Genomic DNA, 17,038 nt, shown 5'->3' on the forward strand with positions numbered 1-17,038 from the left:
TCGCAGAACAACACCCGAGCGAAGAAATCATTCTGCATTACATGCGGGGAGTGCCGCCGAAAAATCTGCTTAGCGCTTTTTAAACTTTTGCGTTCAGAAACACTTAACGAAGAATTATTACACTCTAAACTAGTCCATGGCGCCTAGCCATTTCAGAAAGGTGCACTACCGAGCGAACCCCCAACTTCTCTATTATTCGCGACTTATAAGTACTTACTGTTTTATTACTCAAGCCTAGCTGTTCAGAAACCTGCAGATTGCTTGCACCTCCTGCTAGTCGGATCAGCACGTCAAACTCTCGAATTGACAACCGTTGTAGCAAAACCAATTCTGTTAGTTTTTGATGGCTCCGGATATTATGCATGGTTTCAAGCTGGGGAAAGTAGTTGTAGCCGGAACTCATTGTTTTAATGGCCGCAAACAGATCCGATAATGGCTGCTTCTTGCAGAGATAGCCGGATGCTCCGACTTTCTTGCAAGACTCTGCAAAAGCTTCGCCTGAGCAAGACGAGAGCACCAATACTTTCGACTTTAAACACTCAGCCACAATCCGCGACAACACTTTCGGCATAGTGGCGTCAAGTACAATTAGATCTGGGCGATGATCGAGCGCTGAGCGAAGTGCATCTGCCTGATTGGAAACTTCTGCAACCACTTCATAAGACGCTTGATGTAACAGTGTGCTTAATGCCATCCGAATTAGCGGACTCTCATCCACAATCATCGCCGTGCGCACTCCCCCTCCAAAACTAATATTTTCCATCATTGGATTTCTTCTCGGTAAGAAGCTCCCATAAGCACCCCCCTATTAGACAAATCCAAACCAGACCGAACCAAAACGCGTCTTCCGACGCCAGTACAAACGCCCCGCCCATTAGCAACTCGCTCTATCGACCGACACCGAACAGATCAACTTTATTCACTCCAGCAATTCAACTTCGACATATATTAAATATTCTTTAACATTTATCCCTCCCCTAAAACTGCTCTTTCTTTATGAAAATTGCTTTTCTGTAGGAAAAATCGCTATGAATTCGTAAAACTCGGTTTCACATGCTATTTCAGAGTGATCTACGCTTCAGGCTTAAAGGTTCTGATCTGATTAAGCGGACTGTCCGTAGGAATGTCGTGCTGAGGTTCGGTGTTCTTAAAACAGTGCAGAGAATGCGGTGGGTTCCCAGTTCATGATCACCAGCTCACCACTGACTTCGGCTTTTCCCTGACGCTGATTGGTGTTGCTGTAGCGGATATCCAGTGTCTCGAAGTGGAACCCTTCGAACACGCGGCGGATGTCTGGATGGTCATTGATACTGACCATCACTTTGCCTTTGCAGCGGCGCATGAAATCGGCCATCCGTTCGTAGTTCTCGAACGGGAAGTCCACTCCATAGCCGGCGGTCTGCCAGTAAGGTGGATCCATGTAATGGAAGGTGTGGGCACGGTCGTAGCGTTCAGCGCATTCAAGCCAGGGGAGATTTTCGACGTAGGTGCCGGACAGGCGCTGCCACGCGGCCGAGAGGTTTTCCTCGATGCGCAGCAGGTTGATGGCCGGTGCGGTAGTTGCCGTGCCGAATGTCTGGCCCGATACCTTGCCGGCAAAGGCATGGTGCTGCAGGTAGAAGAATCGGGCGGCGCGCTGGATGTCGGTGAGGGTTTCGGGGCGGGTCATCTTCTGCCACTCGAACACCTGCCGCGAGCTGAGTGCCCATTTGAATTGGCGCACAAACTCTTCGAGGTGGTTCTGCACGACGCGGTAAAGCGTAACCAGGTCGCCGTTGATGTCGTTCAGGACTTCGACCGGCGATGGCTGGGGCTTCATGAAGTAGAGCGCGGCACCGCCGGCAAAGACTTCAACGTAGCATTCATGTGGCGGAAAAAGCGGAATGAGGCGGTCGGCCAGGCGGCGTTTGCCGCCCATCCAAGGGATGATTGGAGAAGACATAAAAAGCAAGACCTTTACTGTATGGATAAACAGGTGCTAGGCTCGCCGCGCTTTGTGCACGGAGCAAGAGCCTTGGCTGGACTTGCAGGGACCATCTGCAGGGACGGCGGTCGATCCGGATGTTGACGCATCCAGACCGGCCGCTCTTTTTTACTTTGGTGTTGAGACTTCTTTGGCGTATGCCTGACAGGCCGCGAGGGCGATTAGCCCCCGGTCGCCGTCATCGGTGACGTCGATAATTCGTTGAGCATGCGCCGGGTCAAGTTCGGCTCTTGTGGGGCCATGAACCACGCCGCCGGTGGCGGTGGTGGCTGACAGCGATCCGTTGCCGGCGCCGGTGGTGGCGTCGAGTAGGACTGACAGGCGCAGATCAGAAGTGGCAAGGCGGTCGCGCAGGCGACCTTGATCACGTTGGACATCGCGCAAGGCTCACTAAGCTGGTGAACCGTCCGCTAACACAGTCCCGCGGGTTTCCGACCCCGTACCCTCCGAATAACCCCAGGGTCCCCGGCGGTTTCAGGCTGGTCCGCTGCCATTCGGCGGGACATCGCACACGCCAAGCCGCTTGGCAGCCCAGCGTTCGTACAAGCCGATGGCAACATCTGCACCGGCCATTGCCGTGAGACAACCCAAGGCGCCCGCCGTCCAGAGCGACATGCCCGCCGCGATCATCAGCATCATTGCCGAGACTCCGCAGACAATGCAGGCACCGGATCGAAGCGCAAGCCGAAGCAAGGCTTGGCTCCGAAGACAGTGAACGACATTTTCACTGTCGTTCGCGGAGTCTGGGCCGACGCATTCGGTGACGGAATACTGAAAGCCAACCCGCTCGACCGAATCAGCAACGTCGGGGCAGACGTCGACCTTGAGCATGCTGACCCCTTCAGTCGCACAGAGATCGAGTTGATCGGAAAAGCGGACCCCGGCCGGCGAGCTGATGCCCGAATGATTGAGTTCAACTGCTGGGCCGGTCTGTCTCTGTCCGAGCTTATCGGACTGGCTGTTGAAGACGTCGACCTCCAAGCCGGCCTAGTGCACATCCGGCGGGCACTGGTCGTAGGAGAATTCAAAGTGCCTAAAGAACGCTCAAGGGTACGAGTCGTTGAGCTGATAGACCCTGCCCTCAAACTTATGCGGGAGATTGTGGCCGCTGCAAAGGATGCACAAGCCGAAGAGATCACGGTTATTCAACGCGACAACATCACTTCCAAGAAAATGAAAGTGAGGTTCCTTTTCCGCAGTTCAACAAGCGGCCTGCTATGGAGCGGGAAGACAATAAGCAACTGGTTTACCGCTCATTTGGAAAAAGCAGGTATCCGCCACCGAGGTGCCAACCAGGCCCGCCATACGTTCGCTAGCCAAGCACTGTCTAGCTACGTTCCAATTGAGTGGGTAGCCCGTCAATTAGGCCATAGCGACACAACAATGGTACGTAAGCACTATGGGCGATGGATCTCAAAAGACACCAAGAGCATGTCAGGCATCGTTTCCAAAATGATGGGGTTCAATCAAGTGACAATTGAGTCGTCGTCAATCCCTATCGACAAATAATCCGTCTTTTGCTCGATCAATTGAGTTCGTATATCAGCAAGGCGGATCGCGTGAAACCAAGCGTCGACCCCTTCATAAAAAACCAACGCCATACATTTCCGCGCCGCCAACCAGAAAGTCTTATCATTTGGCGGCGTTTCTTTTTGCACCACACCTACATTATCAAAAAGCTTAATAAAACATGCAGCCATCTTTTTAATATGAGCGGCCTCATGTATCACTTCTCTTTGTAAATATAGGTATTCAACATCATCAAAGAAGTGTTCTATACGCGCTTTATCCTTCAAAAAATAAGATTTATTTATCACTGTTTGAACATTGGCAACAAACTGCCACAGTATGTCTATCTCGCTGAACTTCGGATCATCGAATTTGCAATGCTCCACATCGTAACGGCGGGTTTCGAGTGGCTCCGGGTCCAACATCCTTATACTATCGCCTTCCCAACCGCCATCCTCAGTTGTCGTCTTACACTTGCTCCATCCTGGCAAGCGGTCGTACCACTGAGACCGAGCATCCATTCTCGCTTTCTGCGCAGCCCACAACATGAAGTCAACAACCTGCAGACCGGGCTCTAATTTGTCCGATACCTCAAAGGTAACCTTCGGATAGTACTTAACGATAAACGGCGACACATATGCGTTGCGCGCCAGATCAAACCAAAGATCCGGCCACCACTTCGTCAGTAAAGCTCCAACATTTAGACCACCTCGCTGCTCAAATACGAATGTCAATTCCGTAGTGCGAGAAAACAAGCCCACGACAGCCAGCTTAGAGGCAAGGTCATACAAATCTTCTTTTGATGAGAAAGAGTGCTTTGTTGTGTGGAACACATGAGATCTAAAGTCGCCTTTCACGTGCTTAGAGATCGCTTTGCATAAATGAGAGTGAGCATTTTTACTATCATCAGCCGCGTGAAAAAACGAACGCTGCAACGTTCGATCATCCATAGGCGTCTGCACAGAATCAAGCCGATCAGGATCATTCCGGAGATTCTCCAGCGCTTCATCTACGACAGCTTGCTCAATCCTACTGGGCGTGATCAGGCAAGCATATCCACTGAATCGACCTTCTCCGAACTCTGTTTCATCCAGATATACAAACATTCGTGCTTCCCTATCGAATAGCCTTCGGCCGAATGGCTGCCAAAGGATACGACCGAACACACTACGACGGAACCTCACATCACGGCCAGCGACAGCTTACTGCGGCCCAACGCCAAGAGAGAATGCCCTAAAACTGCCCTAATCCTAACCCCTGAAACGAAAAAAACCCCGTAATCATCAATGATTACGGGGGTTTCGTCTTGTTCAATAATGGCGGAGAGATAGGGATTCGAACCCTAGGTACCGGTGAAGGTACAACGGATTTCGAATCCGTCCCATTCGGCCACTCTGGCATCTCTCCAACGGCGCGCATCATAACAACACTTTTACCGAAAGCAAACCCTCTTTCGAAATTTTCTTCGTGCTATCAGATGCTTGCGTCGATTAAAGCGGTACGCCCAGACGATTGGCGACTTCTTCGTAGGCTTCGATGACGTCACCGAGGCCCTGACGGAAGCGGTCTTTGTCCATCTTCTTCTTGGTGTCCTTGTCCCACAGACGGCAGCCGTCCGGGCTGAACTCGTCACCGAGGACGATGGAGCCGTCGCTGAACACGCCGAATTCAAGCTTGAAGTCGACCAGCAGCAGGCCGGCGTCGTCGAACAGCTTGGTCAGCACTTCGTTGACCTTGAGCGACAGTTCTTTCATGCGAACCAGTTGCTCGGCGGTGCCCCAACCGAATGCCACGACGTGGGATTCGTTGATGAACGGGTCGCCCTTGGCGTCGTCCTTGAGGAACAGTTCGAAGGTGTAAGGGTTGAGCTTCAGGCCTTCTTCAACGCCCAGACGCTTGACCAGGCTGCCGGCAGCGTAGTTGCGCACGACGCACTCGACCGGGATCATGTCGAGCTTCTTGACCAGAACTTCGTTGTCGGCCAGCAGTTTGTCGAATTGGGTCGGAATGCCGGCCGCTTCGAGTTTCTGCATGATGAAGGCGTTGAACTTGTTGTTGACCATGCCTTTGCGGTCGAGCTGCTCGATACGCTTGCCGTCGAACGCCGAGGTGTCGTTGCGAAACAGCAGGATCAAGCGGTCAGCGTCGTCGGTCTTGTAAACCGATTTGGCTTTGCCGCGGTAGAGTTCTTCACGTTTTTCCATGATGGGCTCCGCTTGCTAAGTAGATGGGCTAGGCGATGTGGCGCCAGTCGAGCCCTGAATCTTGATCGGCCAGTTGCAGCCAGTCCGGGTCGCACCCGAGAGTGTCGACAAAACATTGCCGGGCCAGTTGCGGCAGGTTGTTCTTGCTGCTCAGGTGGGCCAGGACCAGATGTTGCAAGCCCTGCCAGCCTAACTCGGACACCAGGAATGCCGCCTGATGGTTGTTCAAATGCCCCAGCTCGCCGCCCACCCGCTGCTTGAGAAAGTACGGGTAATGACCGCGGGCCAGCATGTCGCGACAATGGTTGGACTCGATCATCAACGCATCGAGGTCCCGATAACCGTCCAGCACCCGCTCGCAGTAGGAACCCAGGTCGGTCAGCAGGCCAAAGCGCCGCTGTTCCTGATCACTGAAGACGTACTGGGTCGGCTCCTGCGCATCGTGGGCCACGGCAATGACCCCGATGTTCAGAGCACCGATCTGCAGTTGCTCGCCGCCGGCCAGAAAGCCTGCGGGTTCAATCGGTTTGCGCATCCCGCGCAGTGTGCCGCGACTGAGGTAGACCGGTAGATTGTAGCGCCGAGACAGCAAACCCACGCCATGCACGTGGTCGGCATGTTCGTGGGTCACGAGTATCGCGCTCAGTTGCGCCGGATTTACACCCAGGCGCAACAGGCGTTTTTCGGTTTCCCGCAGGGAAAAACCACAATCCACCAGCACATACGTATCAGCACTGGCGATCAGCGTGCCGTTCCCTTGGCTACCGCTGCCGAGAACGGCAAAACGCATGGTTGATCAGCCCAGGTTGTCCTGAATCACGCTCAACACTTTGCGTGCCACTTCAGCCGGCGCGACAGTGTTGATGTTTTTCTCGACGGTGACCTGAATGTTCTCGCCAACCTTGCTCAGGCGAACCTGATAACGCTCGGCACGGGCTTCAACTTCTTCCTTGCTCGGCGCACTGCCGAACAGGCTGCTGAAGAAACCAGGCTTGTCGTCTTTCTTCTCGGCTTTTTCAGCCAGGTTGATGTAGTACAGGCCGAGGCTGCGGTTGATGTCTTCAACGCGCCACTCGCCTTGTTCCAGTGCACGGCCAACGCTCGACCAGGCACGGTCCAGATCGGTACCGACGTTCAACACCGGGTTACCACTGCCGTCTTCGCTGAGGCTGACACGGCTTGGCGTATCGAAATCACGCGAGGCCAGCATCGACACCGAACCACCCTTCTCGGAGATACGGCTCATGCTCGCGAGCATGTCGTCGACCAAGGCTGCGTCCAGGCCAGTGTTGACCGAACGGTTGGTGAAAGCCACGTCGGCAGTGCTGCCGGCAGGACGCTCGGCACTGACCACGTAGATTTCACTGGTGTTGCGCTGCACACCCGGCTCGATACGTACACGCACACGGGCTTCGCTGTCGCTGGCGATACCGGCTGCGCTCAGGCGTTTGGCCATGGCTGCAGACAGTTCGTCGGAATGCTGCCAGGTGGTGGTGAATTCGCCGGTTTGCGGGCGCTGTTCATCCAGGCGGAAACCGTTGTCCTGGAAGAACTGCACCGCCACTGGCCAGACTTCGGCCGGTGGATGCTGGGCCACGACCCAACGCGAATCACCGCTCTTCTGCAGCGAGTAATCGCTGGCATCGGCAACGGCCGACAGCGGCTGAGGACGCGGCACAATGTATTCGCCCTTGGCGGTATCATCAGCAACGTTACGCGGGATCGGCAACAGCGGATCCAGACGCTTGGAAGTGCTGACATCCGGCGGCAGTTGCATCGGTGCAGTCTGTTGCGCTTGCAGGTAATCGCTACCACGGTCGCGGAAATAACCTTCCGGCCCCCAGACCCATCCACAGCCACTGGTGCTGGAGATAATCAAGGCAAGTGCGGAAAGTCCGGCCATTCGCTTCATGCGTTGTACTTCCTCAATTAAACCAGGACGCTGCATTGGCGCAGGGCCGAGCGCAGCGTTTCATGACAAGGTGTGCTCAGCCAGGTCAGTGGCAGGCGGATGCCTTCGTGCATCAGGCCCATTTCAACCAAAGCCCACTTCACCGGAATCGGGTTGGCTTCGATGAACAGGTCTTTGTGCAGCGGCATCAGTTTTTCGTTGATCGCCCGCGCGGTGTCGGCGTCGCCGTTCAGCGCGGCCTCGCACAGGTCGGCCATTTCGCGCGGCGCGACGTTGGCAGTCACCGAGATGTTGCCTTTACCGCCCAGCAGGATCAGTTCGACCGCGGTCGGATCATCGCCGGACAGCACGATGAAATCCTTGCTCACACCATCGATGATCGCTTTGGCGCGTTTCAGGTCGCCGGTGGCTTCCTTGATGCCGATGATGTTCGGCACGGTGGACAGGCGAATCACGGTCTCGGCCTGCATGTCGCAAGAGGTGCGGCCAGGAACGTTGTACAGAATCTGTGGAATGTCGACCGCTTCAGCGATGTGCTTGAAGTGCTGGTACAAGCCTTCCTGCGTCGGCTTGTTGTAGTACGGAACCACCAGCAGGCAGGCATCGGCGCCGGCTTCTTTGGCGTTGCGGGTCAGCTCGACGGCTTCGCGGGTCGAGTTGGCGCCAGTGCCGGCGATGACCGGAATGCGCCCGGCAACCTGTTTGACCACGGCTTTGATGACGGCGATGTGTTCTTCTACATCAAGGGTTGCCGACTCGCCGGTAGTACCGACCGCGACAATGGCATGGGTGCCGTTCTTGAGATGGAAGTCCACGAGTTTGCTGAGGCTGTCCCAGTCAAGACGCCCTTGTGCATCCATGGGAGTGACCAGTGCCACCATACTGCCCGCAATCATGAAACCGCTCCTGCCGGAAAAAGAGAGCGGTAATGGTACTGGCGCCAAGATGCTTGCACAAGCGAAGTACTGCGCTGCCGCCATTCCCCTTGGCGCCGCTTTTCGCTACCCTTCAGACTTTGATCGGTACTGATCAGCTTGTACGCCGGGTTCCAGCCTCTCTTTACGGCCTCCCAGACCCCGTTCCTGCGTCGCATCGACGCGCTCCCGCTATAGTGGAGCGAGCCGCGAGCGCTTACCGGGTCTTTTTATATGGACAGCCAGAACAGGCACCCCCGGCCACCAACGCGCGTAAACCTACCGACCGCTCATCGCTTTAGGAATGCTGCATGTCCACCCCCACAGTTCGCGAACAATTCCTTGTCATCAGTGCCCTCGGCGCCAACCCCATGGAGCTGACTAACGTCCTGTGCCGCGCCAGCCATGAAAATCGCTGCGCCGTCGTCACTTCCCGCCTGACTCGCCATGGCGAATGCAGCGCGCTGATCCTCGAGATCTCCGGCAGTTGGGACGCCCTCGCCCGCCTGGAAGGCAGCCTGTCGGGCCTCGCCAAGAAGCACGCTTTCACCGTCAATGTGGTGCGCAGCGCGGCGCTGGAAAACCGCCCGCAGGCGCTGCCATACGTGGCTTACGTCAGTTCGGCGTATCGCCCGGACATCATCAATGAGCTGTGCCAGTTTTTCATGGATCACAACGTTGAACTGGAAAACCTGACCTGCGATACGTATCAGGCGCCACAAACCGGCGGCACCATGCTCAACGCCACGTTCACCGTGACCCTGCCGGCCGGCACCCAGATCAGCTGGCTGCGTGACCAGTTCCTCGACTTCGCCGATGCGATGAACCTGGATGCACTGATCGAGCCTTGGCGCCCACAGAACCCAATGTAAGGAAGCTTTCATGGCCGTTGTTATCGACCAACCGGTTGCGGATTTCGAAGCACCTGCCACCAGCGGACAGACTGTCAGCTTGTCTGGATTGAAGGGCAAGCAAGTGGTGATTTACTTCTACCCGAAGGACAGCACCCCGGGCTGCACCACTGAAGGTCAGGGCTTTCGTGATCAGTACGCCGCGTTCCAGGCAGCCAATACCGAGATTTTCGGTATCTCCCGCGACAGCCTGAAGTCTCACGAGAACTTCAAGTGCAAGCAGGAATTTCCGTTTGAGCTGATCAGCGACAAGGACGAAGCCGTCTGCCAGCTGTTCGACGTGATCAAGTTGAAGAAGCTGTATGGCAAGGAATACCTGGGCGTTGATCGCAGCACCTTCCTGATTGATAAGGACGGTGTGTTGCGTCAGGAATGGCGTGGCGTGAAGGTGCCGGGGCATGTGGATGCGGTTTTGGCTGCTGCTCAGGATTTGAATAAAGCCTGATGGTTTTGCGTCGCCCTCATTGACGCCTTCGCGAGCAAGCTCGCTCCCACCTTGGATCTGTGGTGCTCACAAGTCCAATGTGGGAGCGAGCCTGTTCGCGAATAGCCTCTCTAAATTATTCGGATCAACCGCTACAGCAGCGGCGCCACCGCCGGTTCCTGCCGCGGCCACGCATCCAGCACAGCCTTGAACAACGTCGCCAGCGGGATCGCAAAGAACACTCCCCAGAATCCCCACAACCCGCCAAACAACAGCACCGCGCAGATAATGGCGACCGGGTGCAGGTTGACCGCCTCCGAGAACAGCAACGGCACCAGCACGTTGCCATCCAGTGTCTGAATGATTCCGTAGACCGCCATCAGATAGATGAACTGATCGCTCCAGCCCCACTGGAACAATGCGATCAGCAACACCGGCACGGTCACCACCACCGCGCCCACGTACGGCACTACCACCGACACGCCGACCAGCAACGCCAGCAGCGCCGCATAGTTGAGCCCCAGGGCGACAAACGCGATGTAGGTCACGCCGCCACAAATTACGATTTCAATGACCTTGCCGCGAATGTAGTTGGCGATCTGCCGGTTCATCTCCTGCGCAACCCGGGTGATCAGCGCGCGCTCACGCGGCAGATAACCCCGCACCCACTCGCCAATCATGGCCCGGTCCTTGAGGAAGAAGAACACCAGAATCGGCACCAACACCAGATAGATCATGATGTTGACCAACAGCGGCAGACTCGACAGCGAGAATGTCAGCGCCCATTGGCCGAACTTGCCGATCTCGCCACGTGCGGCCTCAATCGCCTGCAACACCTGCTCGTCTGAAACCAGATGCGGATAGCGTTCTGGCAGCAACAGCAGCAGCGATTGCCACTTGGCGAGCATGCCCGGCAGTTCGTTGAACAGCGTGATCAGCTGATGCCAAAGCAGCGGCAGCACCACGACGATAAACAGCATCAGCACGCCCATGAACAGGGCGAACACCAAGCCCACCGCCGCGCCTCCCGGCACGCGCAGACGCTCGAGCGTCACCACCAGGCCCTGCATCAGATAAGCCAGCACCATCCCGGCCAACACCGGCGCGAGCATACCGCCCAACGTGAGTACAGCCGTGAAGGCGAGAAACAGCAGCACCGCCAGCACCACCGCTTCTTCGTCGGAGAAATAGCGCTGAATCCAGTCGCGTAACACTTTGAACATCAATAATCCTTAGGTCTTTTACGCGGTTGGTTTCAGGCCTTTTTCAACCAGTAACGGTAAACGCCTGCTTCGTCTTCTTCGCGCAGCAGCGTATGACCGGCCAATTTGGCGAAGGTGCGAAAGTCGCGCTGCGAGCCAGCATCCGTGGCGATCACCTTGAGGACGGCGCCACTTTGGAGTTTGTTGAGTTCCATTTTTGCCTTGAGCAACGGCAACGGACAATTCAGGCCACTGGCGTCCAGTTCCACGTCATGGGCTACAGCGTCAGTCATTGCGTCACTCCGGATCAGGTCTGTCGAGCTGCCTAGAATATCTGGTCGCAAGCCCGGTGTCCGGCTACAGTAAGGTCTTTGTCTTCTAAGGCTTTGTGCATGACTTTTCTGCGCCCTACCCTGCTGACGCTCGCTTGCCTGCTCGCCTCACCAGGCTTTGCCGACGATCTGCCGTCACTCGGCGACGCCAGTTCTGCCATTGTCTCGCCGCAACAGGAATATCAGCTTGGTCGCGCATGGCTGGCGATGTTGCGCAGTCAGGTCTCACAACTCAACGATCCGCAGCTCAAGGACTACGTCGAATCCAGCGTCTACAAGCTGGTGGAGACCAGCCAGGTGACGGACCGACGCCTTGAATTCATTCTGATCAACAGCCCGCAGCTCAACGCCTTCGCGGCGCCGGGCGGTGTGGTCGGGGTCAACGGTGGCCTGTTTCTCAACGCACAGACCGAGGGCGAATACGCTTCGGTTCTCGCCCACGAATTGGCGCACTTGTCGCAACGCCACTTCGCGCGTGGCGTCGAAGCTTCGCAGCGAATGCAGGTGCCAATGATGGCCGCGCTGCTGGCCGGTATTGTCATTGCGGCGGCCGGTGGCGGTGACGCCGGGATCGCGACCATCGCCGGCACGCAGGCAGCGGCGATTCAGTCACAGCGCACCTTCTCCCGGCAGAACGAACAGGAAGCCGACCGCATCGGCATTCTCAATCTGGAGAAGGCCGGTTACGACCCACGCTCGATGCCGACCATGTTCGAACGCTTGATGCGCCAGTATCGCTTCGACGCCAAACCGCCGGAATTCCTGCTGACTCACCCGGTGACCGAATCGCGTATTGCCGACACCCGCAACCGTGCCGAACAAGCCAAACCGGGCGGCATCGAAGACTCCAAGCGTTACCAACTGATCCGCGCCCGCGTGCAATTGATCTACGAAGAAACCCCGGGCCTGGGCGCCAAGCGTTTCCGCGCGCAACTGGATGAAAACCCGCAAAACGACGTGGCGCGCTACGGCCTGGCGATCGCACAGATCAAGGGTGGTCAGTTGAATGAGGCGCGCGAAAACCTCAAGCAACTGCTGGCGACCTCGCCAAACGAAATTATCTACAACCTTGCCCAGGTCGATCTGGACATCACCAATAATCGCCTGCCGGATGCGCAATCGCGGGTTGATCGGATGCTCGCGCAATATCCGGGCAACTATCCGCTGAATCAGGTTCGGGTAGATTTGCTACTGAAACAGAATCGCGCTGCCGATGCCGAGAAGGCACTGGAAGGTCTACTCAAGTCTCGCCCGGATGATCCGGACGTGTGGTACCAGGTTGCCGAAACCCGCGGGCTGTCGGGCAATATCATCGGCTTGCATCAGGCGCGTGCCGAGTATTTCGCACTGGTGGGTGATTATCGTCAGGCGATCCAGCAGCTCGATTTTGCCAAGCGCAAGGCTGGCAGCAACTTCCCGCTGTCGTCGCGTATCGATGCACGTCAGCGCGAGCTGATGGAGCAGGAACGCATGATCAAGGACATGATGGGCTGATCGATTCCCGTCCGGACAAAAGCTTCAGGCATAAAAAAACCGCCTCTTTCGAGGCGGTTTGTTTTTTACCTTGGCGCTGGATTATTCAGCCAGTTTGAAGGTGATGAAGCTGGCGCGACCTTGACGCAGAACGCGCATCGACACCGAACGATTCTTCGGCAGAGCCTTGGCAATCTCGCCGAACTCCTTGGTGGAGCCAATCGCCTGGTTGTTCAGGTGAGTGATCACGTCACCTGGTTGCAGACCGATCAACGCGGCAGGACCGTCCTGCACTTCCTTGATCACCACACCACCTTTGAGGTCGTAGGTTTTCTTCTGCTCGGCAGTCAGTTCGCCCACCGACACACCGAGGCGATTGCTGGTGCTTTCAGCGCCGGACTTCGGCAGAGCATCCAGCTCTTTGTCTTCGTCAGGGATCGCGCCGACGGTCAGTTCGACATTCTTGCGCTTGCCTTCACGAATCACTTCCAGATTGGCTTTCGCGCCAGCTTTCAGTGCGCCGACCAGATGCGGCAGGTCAGCAGACATGACGATCGGCTGGCCGTTCATGCTCAGGATCACGTCGCCGACTTGCAGGCCACCCTTGGCTGCCGGGCCATCATCCTGGATCTGTGCAACCAGCGCGCCGGCCGGTTTCTCCAGACCGAACGACTCGGCCAGATCCTTGTTCACTTCCTGAATGACTACGCCCAACCAGCCACGGCTGACTTTGCCACCGCTCTTCAACTGGTTGGAAACGTCCATCGCCACGTCGATAGGAATCGCGAACGACACGCCCATGAAGCCACCGGAACGGGTGTAGATCTGCGAGTTGATGCCGACCACTTCACCGTTCAGGTTGAACAGCGGGCCACCGGAGTTGCCCGGGTTGATTGGCACGTCGGTCTGAATGAACGGCACGTAGTTTTCATTCGGCAGGCTACGGCCCACGGCGCTGACGATGCCTTGAGTCACGGTGTGGTCGAAGCCGAACGGCGAACCAATCGCGACCACCCACTGGCCGGCCTTCAGGTCCTGGGATTTGCCGAGCTTGAGCACTGGCAGATCCTTGCCTTCGATTTTCAGCAGCGCCACGTCGGAACGTGGATCGGTGCCGATCAGCTTGGCTTTCATTTCACTGCGATCGGCCAGGCGGACGAGGATTTCGTCGGCATCGGCAATCACGTGGTTGTTGGTGAGGATGTAGCCATCCGGAGAGATGATGAAGCCCGAACCCAGCGACTGCGCTTCACGCTGACGACCGCCGCCGCCCGGCGAACGCTGCTGAGGCGGCATGCCACGCTCGAAGAACTCGCGCAACATCGGCGGCAAGCCTTCCAGATCAGGCATCTGCTGGTTCACTTTGCGATCCGGCAGTTTCTGCGTGGTACTGATGTTCACCACCGCTGGCGAAGCTTGTTCGACCAACTGGGTGAAATCAGGCAGATCGGCCGCTTGCGCAGCAGGGATCGCCTGACCAAGCAGCAGCACAGTGGCGAAGATGGAGAGATAAGACTTCAAGCTAGGTATCGACATACAGCTCCCGTTACGACGAGCAGGGTTAAGCGATATGGAGCAAGGAACACCGGAAACCACAGACCGGTATTTTTGTTCCGGCAACAACAAACAAGGCCAGAGCCGTGAGGCTCTGACCTATAAAAAACTTTCAGGTGTTTTGCAAATGAAAATGCTCAGCAAACATTTCTACGTCTCGACGACGGAGTGGGAATGACTGAAATCAGCTCACTGCTTGCTGGTTGCAGCGCCATCATTGTTACGCATCGACAAAGCAATTCGTTCGGCGGTGCCAATCGGAATCTCGCCAACCACTGTGACCATCATTTCGCCCTGCGGCGTAGTCAGGCGACGGGAAACGGCAACGGTCGGACCCAATTGCGTGCGGGTATCGGTGACCGTAGCGCCATTCAATGGCTCAAGGAAAACCGAGAACCGCGCCAGACCGTCGTCATATAACAGACTGTTGACCTGGGTCTTGGTTTCCGGATCCTTGTGCGAAGTGCTGCTCGTCAACTCGAAGCCCGGCGGCAGCCAGTCCGAATGCCAGACCTGGGCAGTCTTCACGGCAGAAGCCTTGTCGCTGTCGAGTGTAATCGCCTTGCAGTCGGCGTCGGCTTGCAAGTCTTTATCTGAGGGAACTTCGTTGGTGTCGAGACTGGTGAACTGGAATCGCTCCAGCAACTGCCCCTTGTCGTTCAATAACAACGACTTCAGCGGCAGGCCGGTTTGCTTGTCCAGGTGCAGCTCAAAACCGTAGCGATGCTGATCGCGAGGCGTCAGCGATACAATCACTGCGTCCCGCCCAGCCACGCGCGATTTGCCAATGACGGCAAGGTCATACCAGTTCTTCAGCTTTTGCGGATCAAGAGGTCGAGCGGCGGAGTTTGGAGAATCTCCCAGCCCCGCAATCAGGGTGCCGCTGACGCATTGAGTATGTCCATCAATGCGTACGACTTCCTGTGCCGAGCCGTCGAGCTGGAGTAACCGCTCGCGGACCTGGCCATTCTGGACGCGATGCCAGATGTTGTGGGTAGAAAAGCTACCGTTACGCTCGTAAACGAATGTGCCGTGGAAGCTTTGCTGCTGCTCGGCCTGGCCCAGACGGGTCAACCAGTCCTGGGCCTCATCAGCATGGGCTGGAACAATGAACCAGCCACTGAGCAGAAGCGAAAGTAGAGGTATGGCGCGCATGATCCTCCTTAACGGTTTTCCAGGCTTGCAGCACGTGCGTAAGGCAATGCGCTTTCAGTACCTTTCAGTGCAGCCTGTTGAGCGTGCTGACGCAGGTAGCCTGGCAGACGCTGATCGTGCCAGCCTGGTTGACCTTGCAATACGCCGTTGGCCATCGGGCCAGTAGCTTCCGAACTCTCACTATAGCCTGCCAGAACAGCCGGACCTTTGACCTGTGGGGTGGCCAGGGTTGGCTGATTGGATTGCTGAGCCAGTTCGACGCCAGCGATTTCGTCCTGGTTGTACAGGCGCACACCAGCAAGAACGGCAACAGTCACCGAGGCTGCAACAGCCAGACGGCCGAGGTTGCGCCATGGGCTGCGAGATACTTTGGCCGGAGCCGTTTCGTCTTCCAGTGCAGCAGATACTGCCGCAGCGATGTCCAGACGTGGCAGCAGCAAATCCTTGTGCATGGCTGCCCGAGCGATCTGGTAACGAGCCCAGGTCTCACGGGTATCTACATCGTCCAGTGCATTGAGCACTCGACGCAATTCCAGTTCGTCCGCTTCGTTATCCATCACTGCGGACAGCGATTCCTGCAGGGCTTCACGACTCATGGCGTTCCTCTCTTGGCTGTCGCCGCTGTCTCAGTTTTCCTGCAACAACGGCTGCAGGGCTTTATCGATGGCCTCCCGGGCGCGGAAAATCCGGGAGCGCACGGTACCCACCGGACACTGCATGACGCTCGCAATGTCCTCGTAACTCAGACCATCGAATTCACGTAAAGTTAACGCCGTACGCAAATCCTCTGGCAGTTGCTGAATGGTTCGATGGACGGTGCCTTCGATCTCATCCCGCAGCAGTGCACGTTCTGGTGATTCGAGATCCTTGAGGCCGTGATCGCCATCGTAGAACTCTGCATCCTCGGAACTTACATCGCTATCCGGCGGCCGACGGCCGCGTGAAACCAGATAATTCTTCGCCGTGTTAATGGCAATACGGTACAGCCACGTATAAAACGCACTGTCGCCGCGAAAGTTTCCAAGTGCTCGATACGCCTTGATAAAGGCTTCCTGAGCCACGTCCTGGGCTTCATGGGTGTCGTGCACGAAACGCACGATCAACCCGAGAATCTTGTGCTGATACTTCAGCACCAACAGATCGAAAGCTCGCTTGTCGCCGCGTTGAACGCGCTCGACCAGCTGCTGATCCTCTTCCTGGGTTAGCATGAACACTCCTCGATAAGCCCGAAGGAGACTTGCATAACTAAACGACCAGACTTGCAAACATAGACTCGGGCTTTTCGCAAAAGTTCTCCCCCTCCAGGCAAGTTTCCTGCGGGCTCTGATTTGGCACGCACGAAAAACGCAGCGCGGGATAAACCGGCTGCGCGAATAATCTTGTCATCGGTTTCGCCGGCAGGAATCCAACCGCAGATTCCGCACTGAAGCCGACACTGTCCCTTATTTCTGGCACCGACTATTG

19 protein-coding genes, 1 tRNA gene and 1 pseudogene are annotated in these 17,038 nt (G+C 56.5%); 5 read left to right on the plus strand and 16 right to left on the minus strand.

Translation table 11 applies throughout. The features are described 5' to 3' along the window. Positions 1–124: 124 nt before the first annotated feature. The 4 genes and pseudogenes from A8O26_RS21015 to A8O26_RS30325 form a co-directional block, all read right to left on the minus strand. Positions 125–763 carry a response regulator transcription factor gene (locus tag A8O26_RS21015; protein ID WP_216637714.1) on the minus strand — a complete coding sequence of 213 codons (639 nt, stop codon included), beginning with the start codon at positions 761–763 and terminating at the stop codon, positions 125–127. Positions 764–1,147: 384 nt separating this feature from the next. Beyond that, positions 1,148–1,942, minus strand: a complete 795-nt coding sequence (locus tag A8O26_RS21020) for a DNA adenine methylase (protein ID WP_064119678.1) — start codon at positions 1,940–1,942, stop codon at positions 1,148–1,150. 150 nt (positions 1,943–2,092) lie between these two features. Then, positions 2,093–2,371 (minus strand): annotated as a pseudogene (locus A8O26_RS21025) (lysis protein); the annotation flags it as partial. 87 nt (positions 2,372–2,458) lie between these two features. Then, positions 2,459–2,815 carry a phage holin family protein gene (locus tag A8O26_RS30325; RefSeq protein WP_253756971.1) on the minus strand — a complete coding sequence of 119 codons (357 nt, stop codon included), beginning with the start codon at positions 2,813–2,815 and terminating at the stop codon, positions 2,459–2,461. 30 nt (positions 2,816–2,845) lie between these two features. Between A8O26_RS30325 and A8O26_RS21035 the strand changes: the two genes are divergently transcribed. Continuing rightward, positions 2,846–3,493: a site-specific integrase gene (locus A8O26_RS21035; protein ID WP_437339887.1), complete on the plus strand. Its 648-nt coding sequence runs from the start codon at positions 2,846–2,848 to the stop codon at positions 3,491–3,493. Here A8O26_RS21035 and A8O26_RS21040 read toward each other — a convergent pair. The 6 genes from A8O26_RS21040 to dapA form a co-directional block, all read right to left on the minus strand. After that, complete coding sequence (locus A8O26_RS21040; RefSeq protein ID WP_064119680.1) at positions 3,451–4,599, minus strand: hypothetical protein; 1,149 nt, start codon at positions 4,597–4,599, stop codon at positions 3,451–3,453. The two genes, A8O26_RS21035 and A8O26_RS21040, sit on opposite strands and share 43 nt — an antisense overlap. A 211-nt stretch (positions 4,600–4,810) precedes the next feature. Then, positions 4,811–4,900: transfer RNA gene (locus A8O26_RS21045), tRNA-Ser, on the minus strand. Positions 4,901–4,983: 83 nt separating this feature from the next. After that, positions 4,984–5,697 carry a phosphoribosylaminoimidazolesuccinocarboxamide synthase gene (purC, locus tag A8O26_RS21050; protein WP_008077821.1) on the minus strand — a complete coding sequence of 238 codons (714 nt, stop codon included), beginning with the start codon at positions 5,695–5,697 and terminating at the stop codon, positions 4,984–4,986. Between the two features lie 28 nt (positions 5,698–5,725). Next, a complete protein-coding gene (locus A8O26_RS21055; RefSeq protein ID WP_008077820.1) occupies positions 5,726–6,487 on the minus strand; it encodes an MBL fold metallo-hydrolase in 762 nt (253 codons plus the stop codon). A 6-nt stretch (positions 6,488–6,493) separates the two neighbouring features. Next, entirely contained in the window at positions 6,494–7,609 is a 1,116-nt protein-coding gene (gene bamC, locus A8O26_RS21060) for an outer membrane protein assembly factor BamC (RefSeq protein ID WP_064119681.1), read from the minus strand. A gap of 17 nt (positions 7,610–7,626) precedes the next feature. Continuing rightward, a complete protein-coding gene (gene dapA, locus A8O26_RS21065; RefSeq protein WP_064119682.1) occupies positions 7,627–8,505 on the minus strand; it encodes a 4-hydroxy-tetrahydrodipicolinate synthase in 879 nt (292 codons plus the stop codon). Between the two features lie 329 nt (positions 8,506–8,834). Between dapA and A8O26_RS21070 the strand changes: the two genes are divergently transcribed. Together A8O26_RS21070 and A8O26_RS21075 are read left to right on the plus strand one after the other, a co-directional pair. Beyond that, on the plus strand, positions 8,835–9,395 hold the full coding sequence (locus tag A8O26_RS21070) for a glycine cleavage system protein R (protein ID WP_016984694.1): 561 nt from the start codon (positions 8,835–8,837) through the stop codon (positions 9,393–9,395). 10 nt (positions 9,396–9,405) lie between these two features. After that, complete coding sequence (locus tag A8O26_RS21075; RefSeq protein ID WP_064119683.1) at positions 9,406–9,879, plus strand: peroxiredoxin; 474 nt, start codon at positions 9,406–9,408, stop codon at positions 9,877–9,879. A gap of 131 nt (positions 9,880–10,010) precedes the next feature. Here A8O26_RS21075 and A8O26_RS21080 read toward each other — a convergent pair whose 3' ends face one another. Then, a complete protein-coding gene (locus tag A8O26_RS21080; RefSeq protein ID WP_064119684.1) occupies positions 10,011–11,081 on the minus strand; it encodes an AI-2E family transporter in 1,071 nt (356 codons plus the stop codon). Between the two features lie 32 nt (positions 11,082–11,113). Next, a complete protein-coding gene (locus A8O26_RS21085; protein WP_007911399.1) occupies positions 11,114–11,353 on the minus strand; it encodes a sulfurtransferase TusA family protein in 240 nt (79 codons plus the stop codon). Positions 11,354–11,452: 99 nt separating this feature from the next. Here A8O26_RS21085 and A8O26_RS21090 point away from each other — a divergent pair, with 99 nt between their 5' ends. Continuing rightward, the gene (locus tag A8O26_RS21090) at positions 11,453–12,886 is read left to right on the plus strand and encodes a M48 family metalloprotease (RefSeq protein WP_064119685.1); all 1,434 of its coding nucleotides are present in this window, start codon (positions 11,453–11,455) and stop codon (positions 12,884–12,886) included. An 81-nt stretch (positions 12,887–12,967) separates the two neighbouring features. Here A8O26_RS21090 and A8O26_RS21095 read toward each other — a convergent pair whose 3' ends face one another. Further along, entirely contained in the window at positions 12,968–14,401 is a 1,434-nt protein-coding gene (locus tag A8O26_RS21095) for a DegQ family serine endoprotease (protein WP_064119686.1), read from the minus strand. A gap of 34 nt (positions 14,402–14,435) precedes the next feature. Here A8O26_RS21095 and A8O26_RS29980 point away from each other — a divergent pair, with 34 nt between their 5' ends. After that, entirely contained in the window at positions 14,436–14,597 is a 162-nt protein-coding gene (locus A8O26_RS29980; RefSeq protein ID WP_172828185.1) for a hypothetical protein, read from the plus strand. Positions 14,598–14,608: 11 nt separating this feature from the next. On the opposite strand, the gene A8O26_RS21100 is transcribed toward A8O26_RS29980, so the two are convergent. Genes A8O26_RS21100 through rpoE form a run of 3 tightly spaced genes read right to left on the minus strand, consistent with a single transcriptional unit; the run spans position 14,609 to position 16,782 of the window. Further along, positions 14,609–15,574 (minus strand): MucB/RseB C-terminal domain-containing protein, encoded by a 966-nt coding sequence (locus A8O26_RS21100; RefSeq protein WP_064119687.1) that lies wholly within the window; start codon positions 15,572–15,574, stop codon positions 14,609–14,611. An 8-nt stretch (positions 15,575–15,582) separates the two neighbouring features. Then, on the minus strand, positions 15,583–16,170 hold the full coding sequence (locus tag A8O26_RS21105) for a sigma-E factor negative regulatory protein (protein ID WP_034153146.1): 588 nt from the start codon (positions 16,168–16,170) through the stop codon (positions 15,583–15,585). Positions 16,171–16,200: 30 nt separating this feature from the next. Continuing rightward, the gene (gene rpoE / locus A8O26_RS21110) at positions 16,201–16,782 is read right to left on the minus strand and encodes an RNA polymerase sigma factor RpoE (RefSeq protein ID WP_003172477.1); all 582 of its coding nucleotides are present in this window, start codon (positions 16,780–16,782) and stop codon (positions 16,201–16,203) included. Positions 16,783–17,038: the final 256 nt, after the last annotated feature.

This window comes from Pseudomonas fluorescens (assembly GCF_001648775.1).
In the GTDB taxonomy this organism is placed as follows: Bacteria; Pseudomonadota; Gammaproteobacteria; order Pseudomonadales; family Pseudomonadaceae; genus Aquipseudomonas; species Aquipseudomonas fluorescens_M.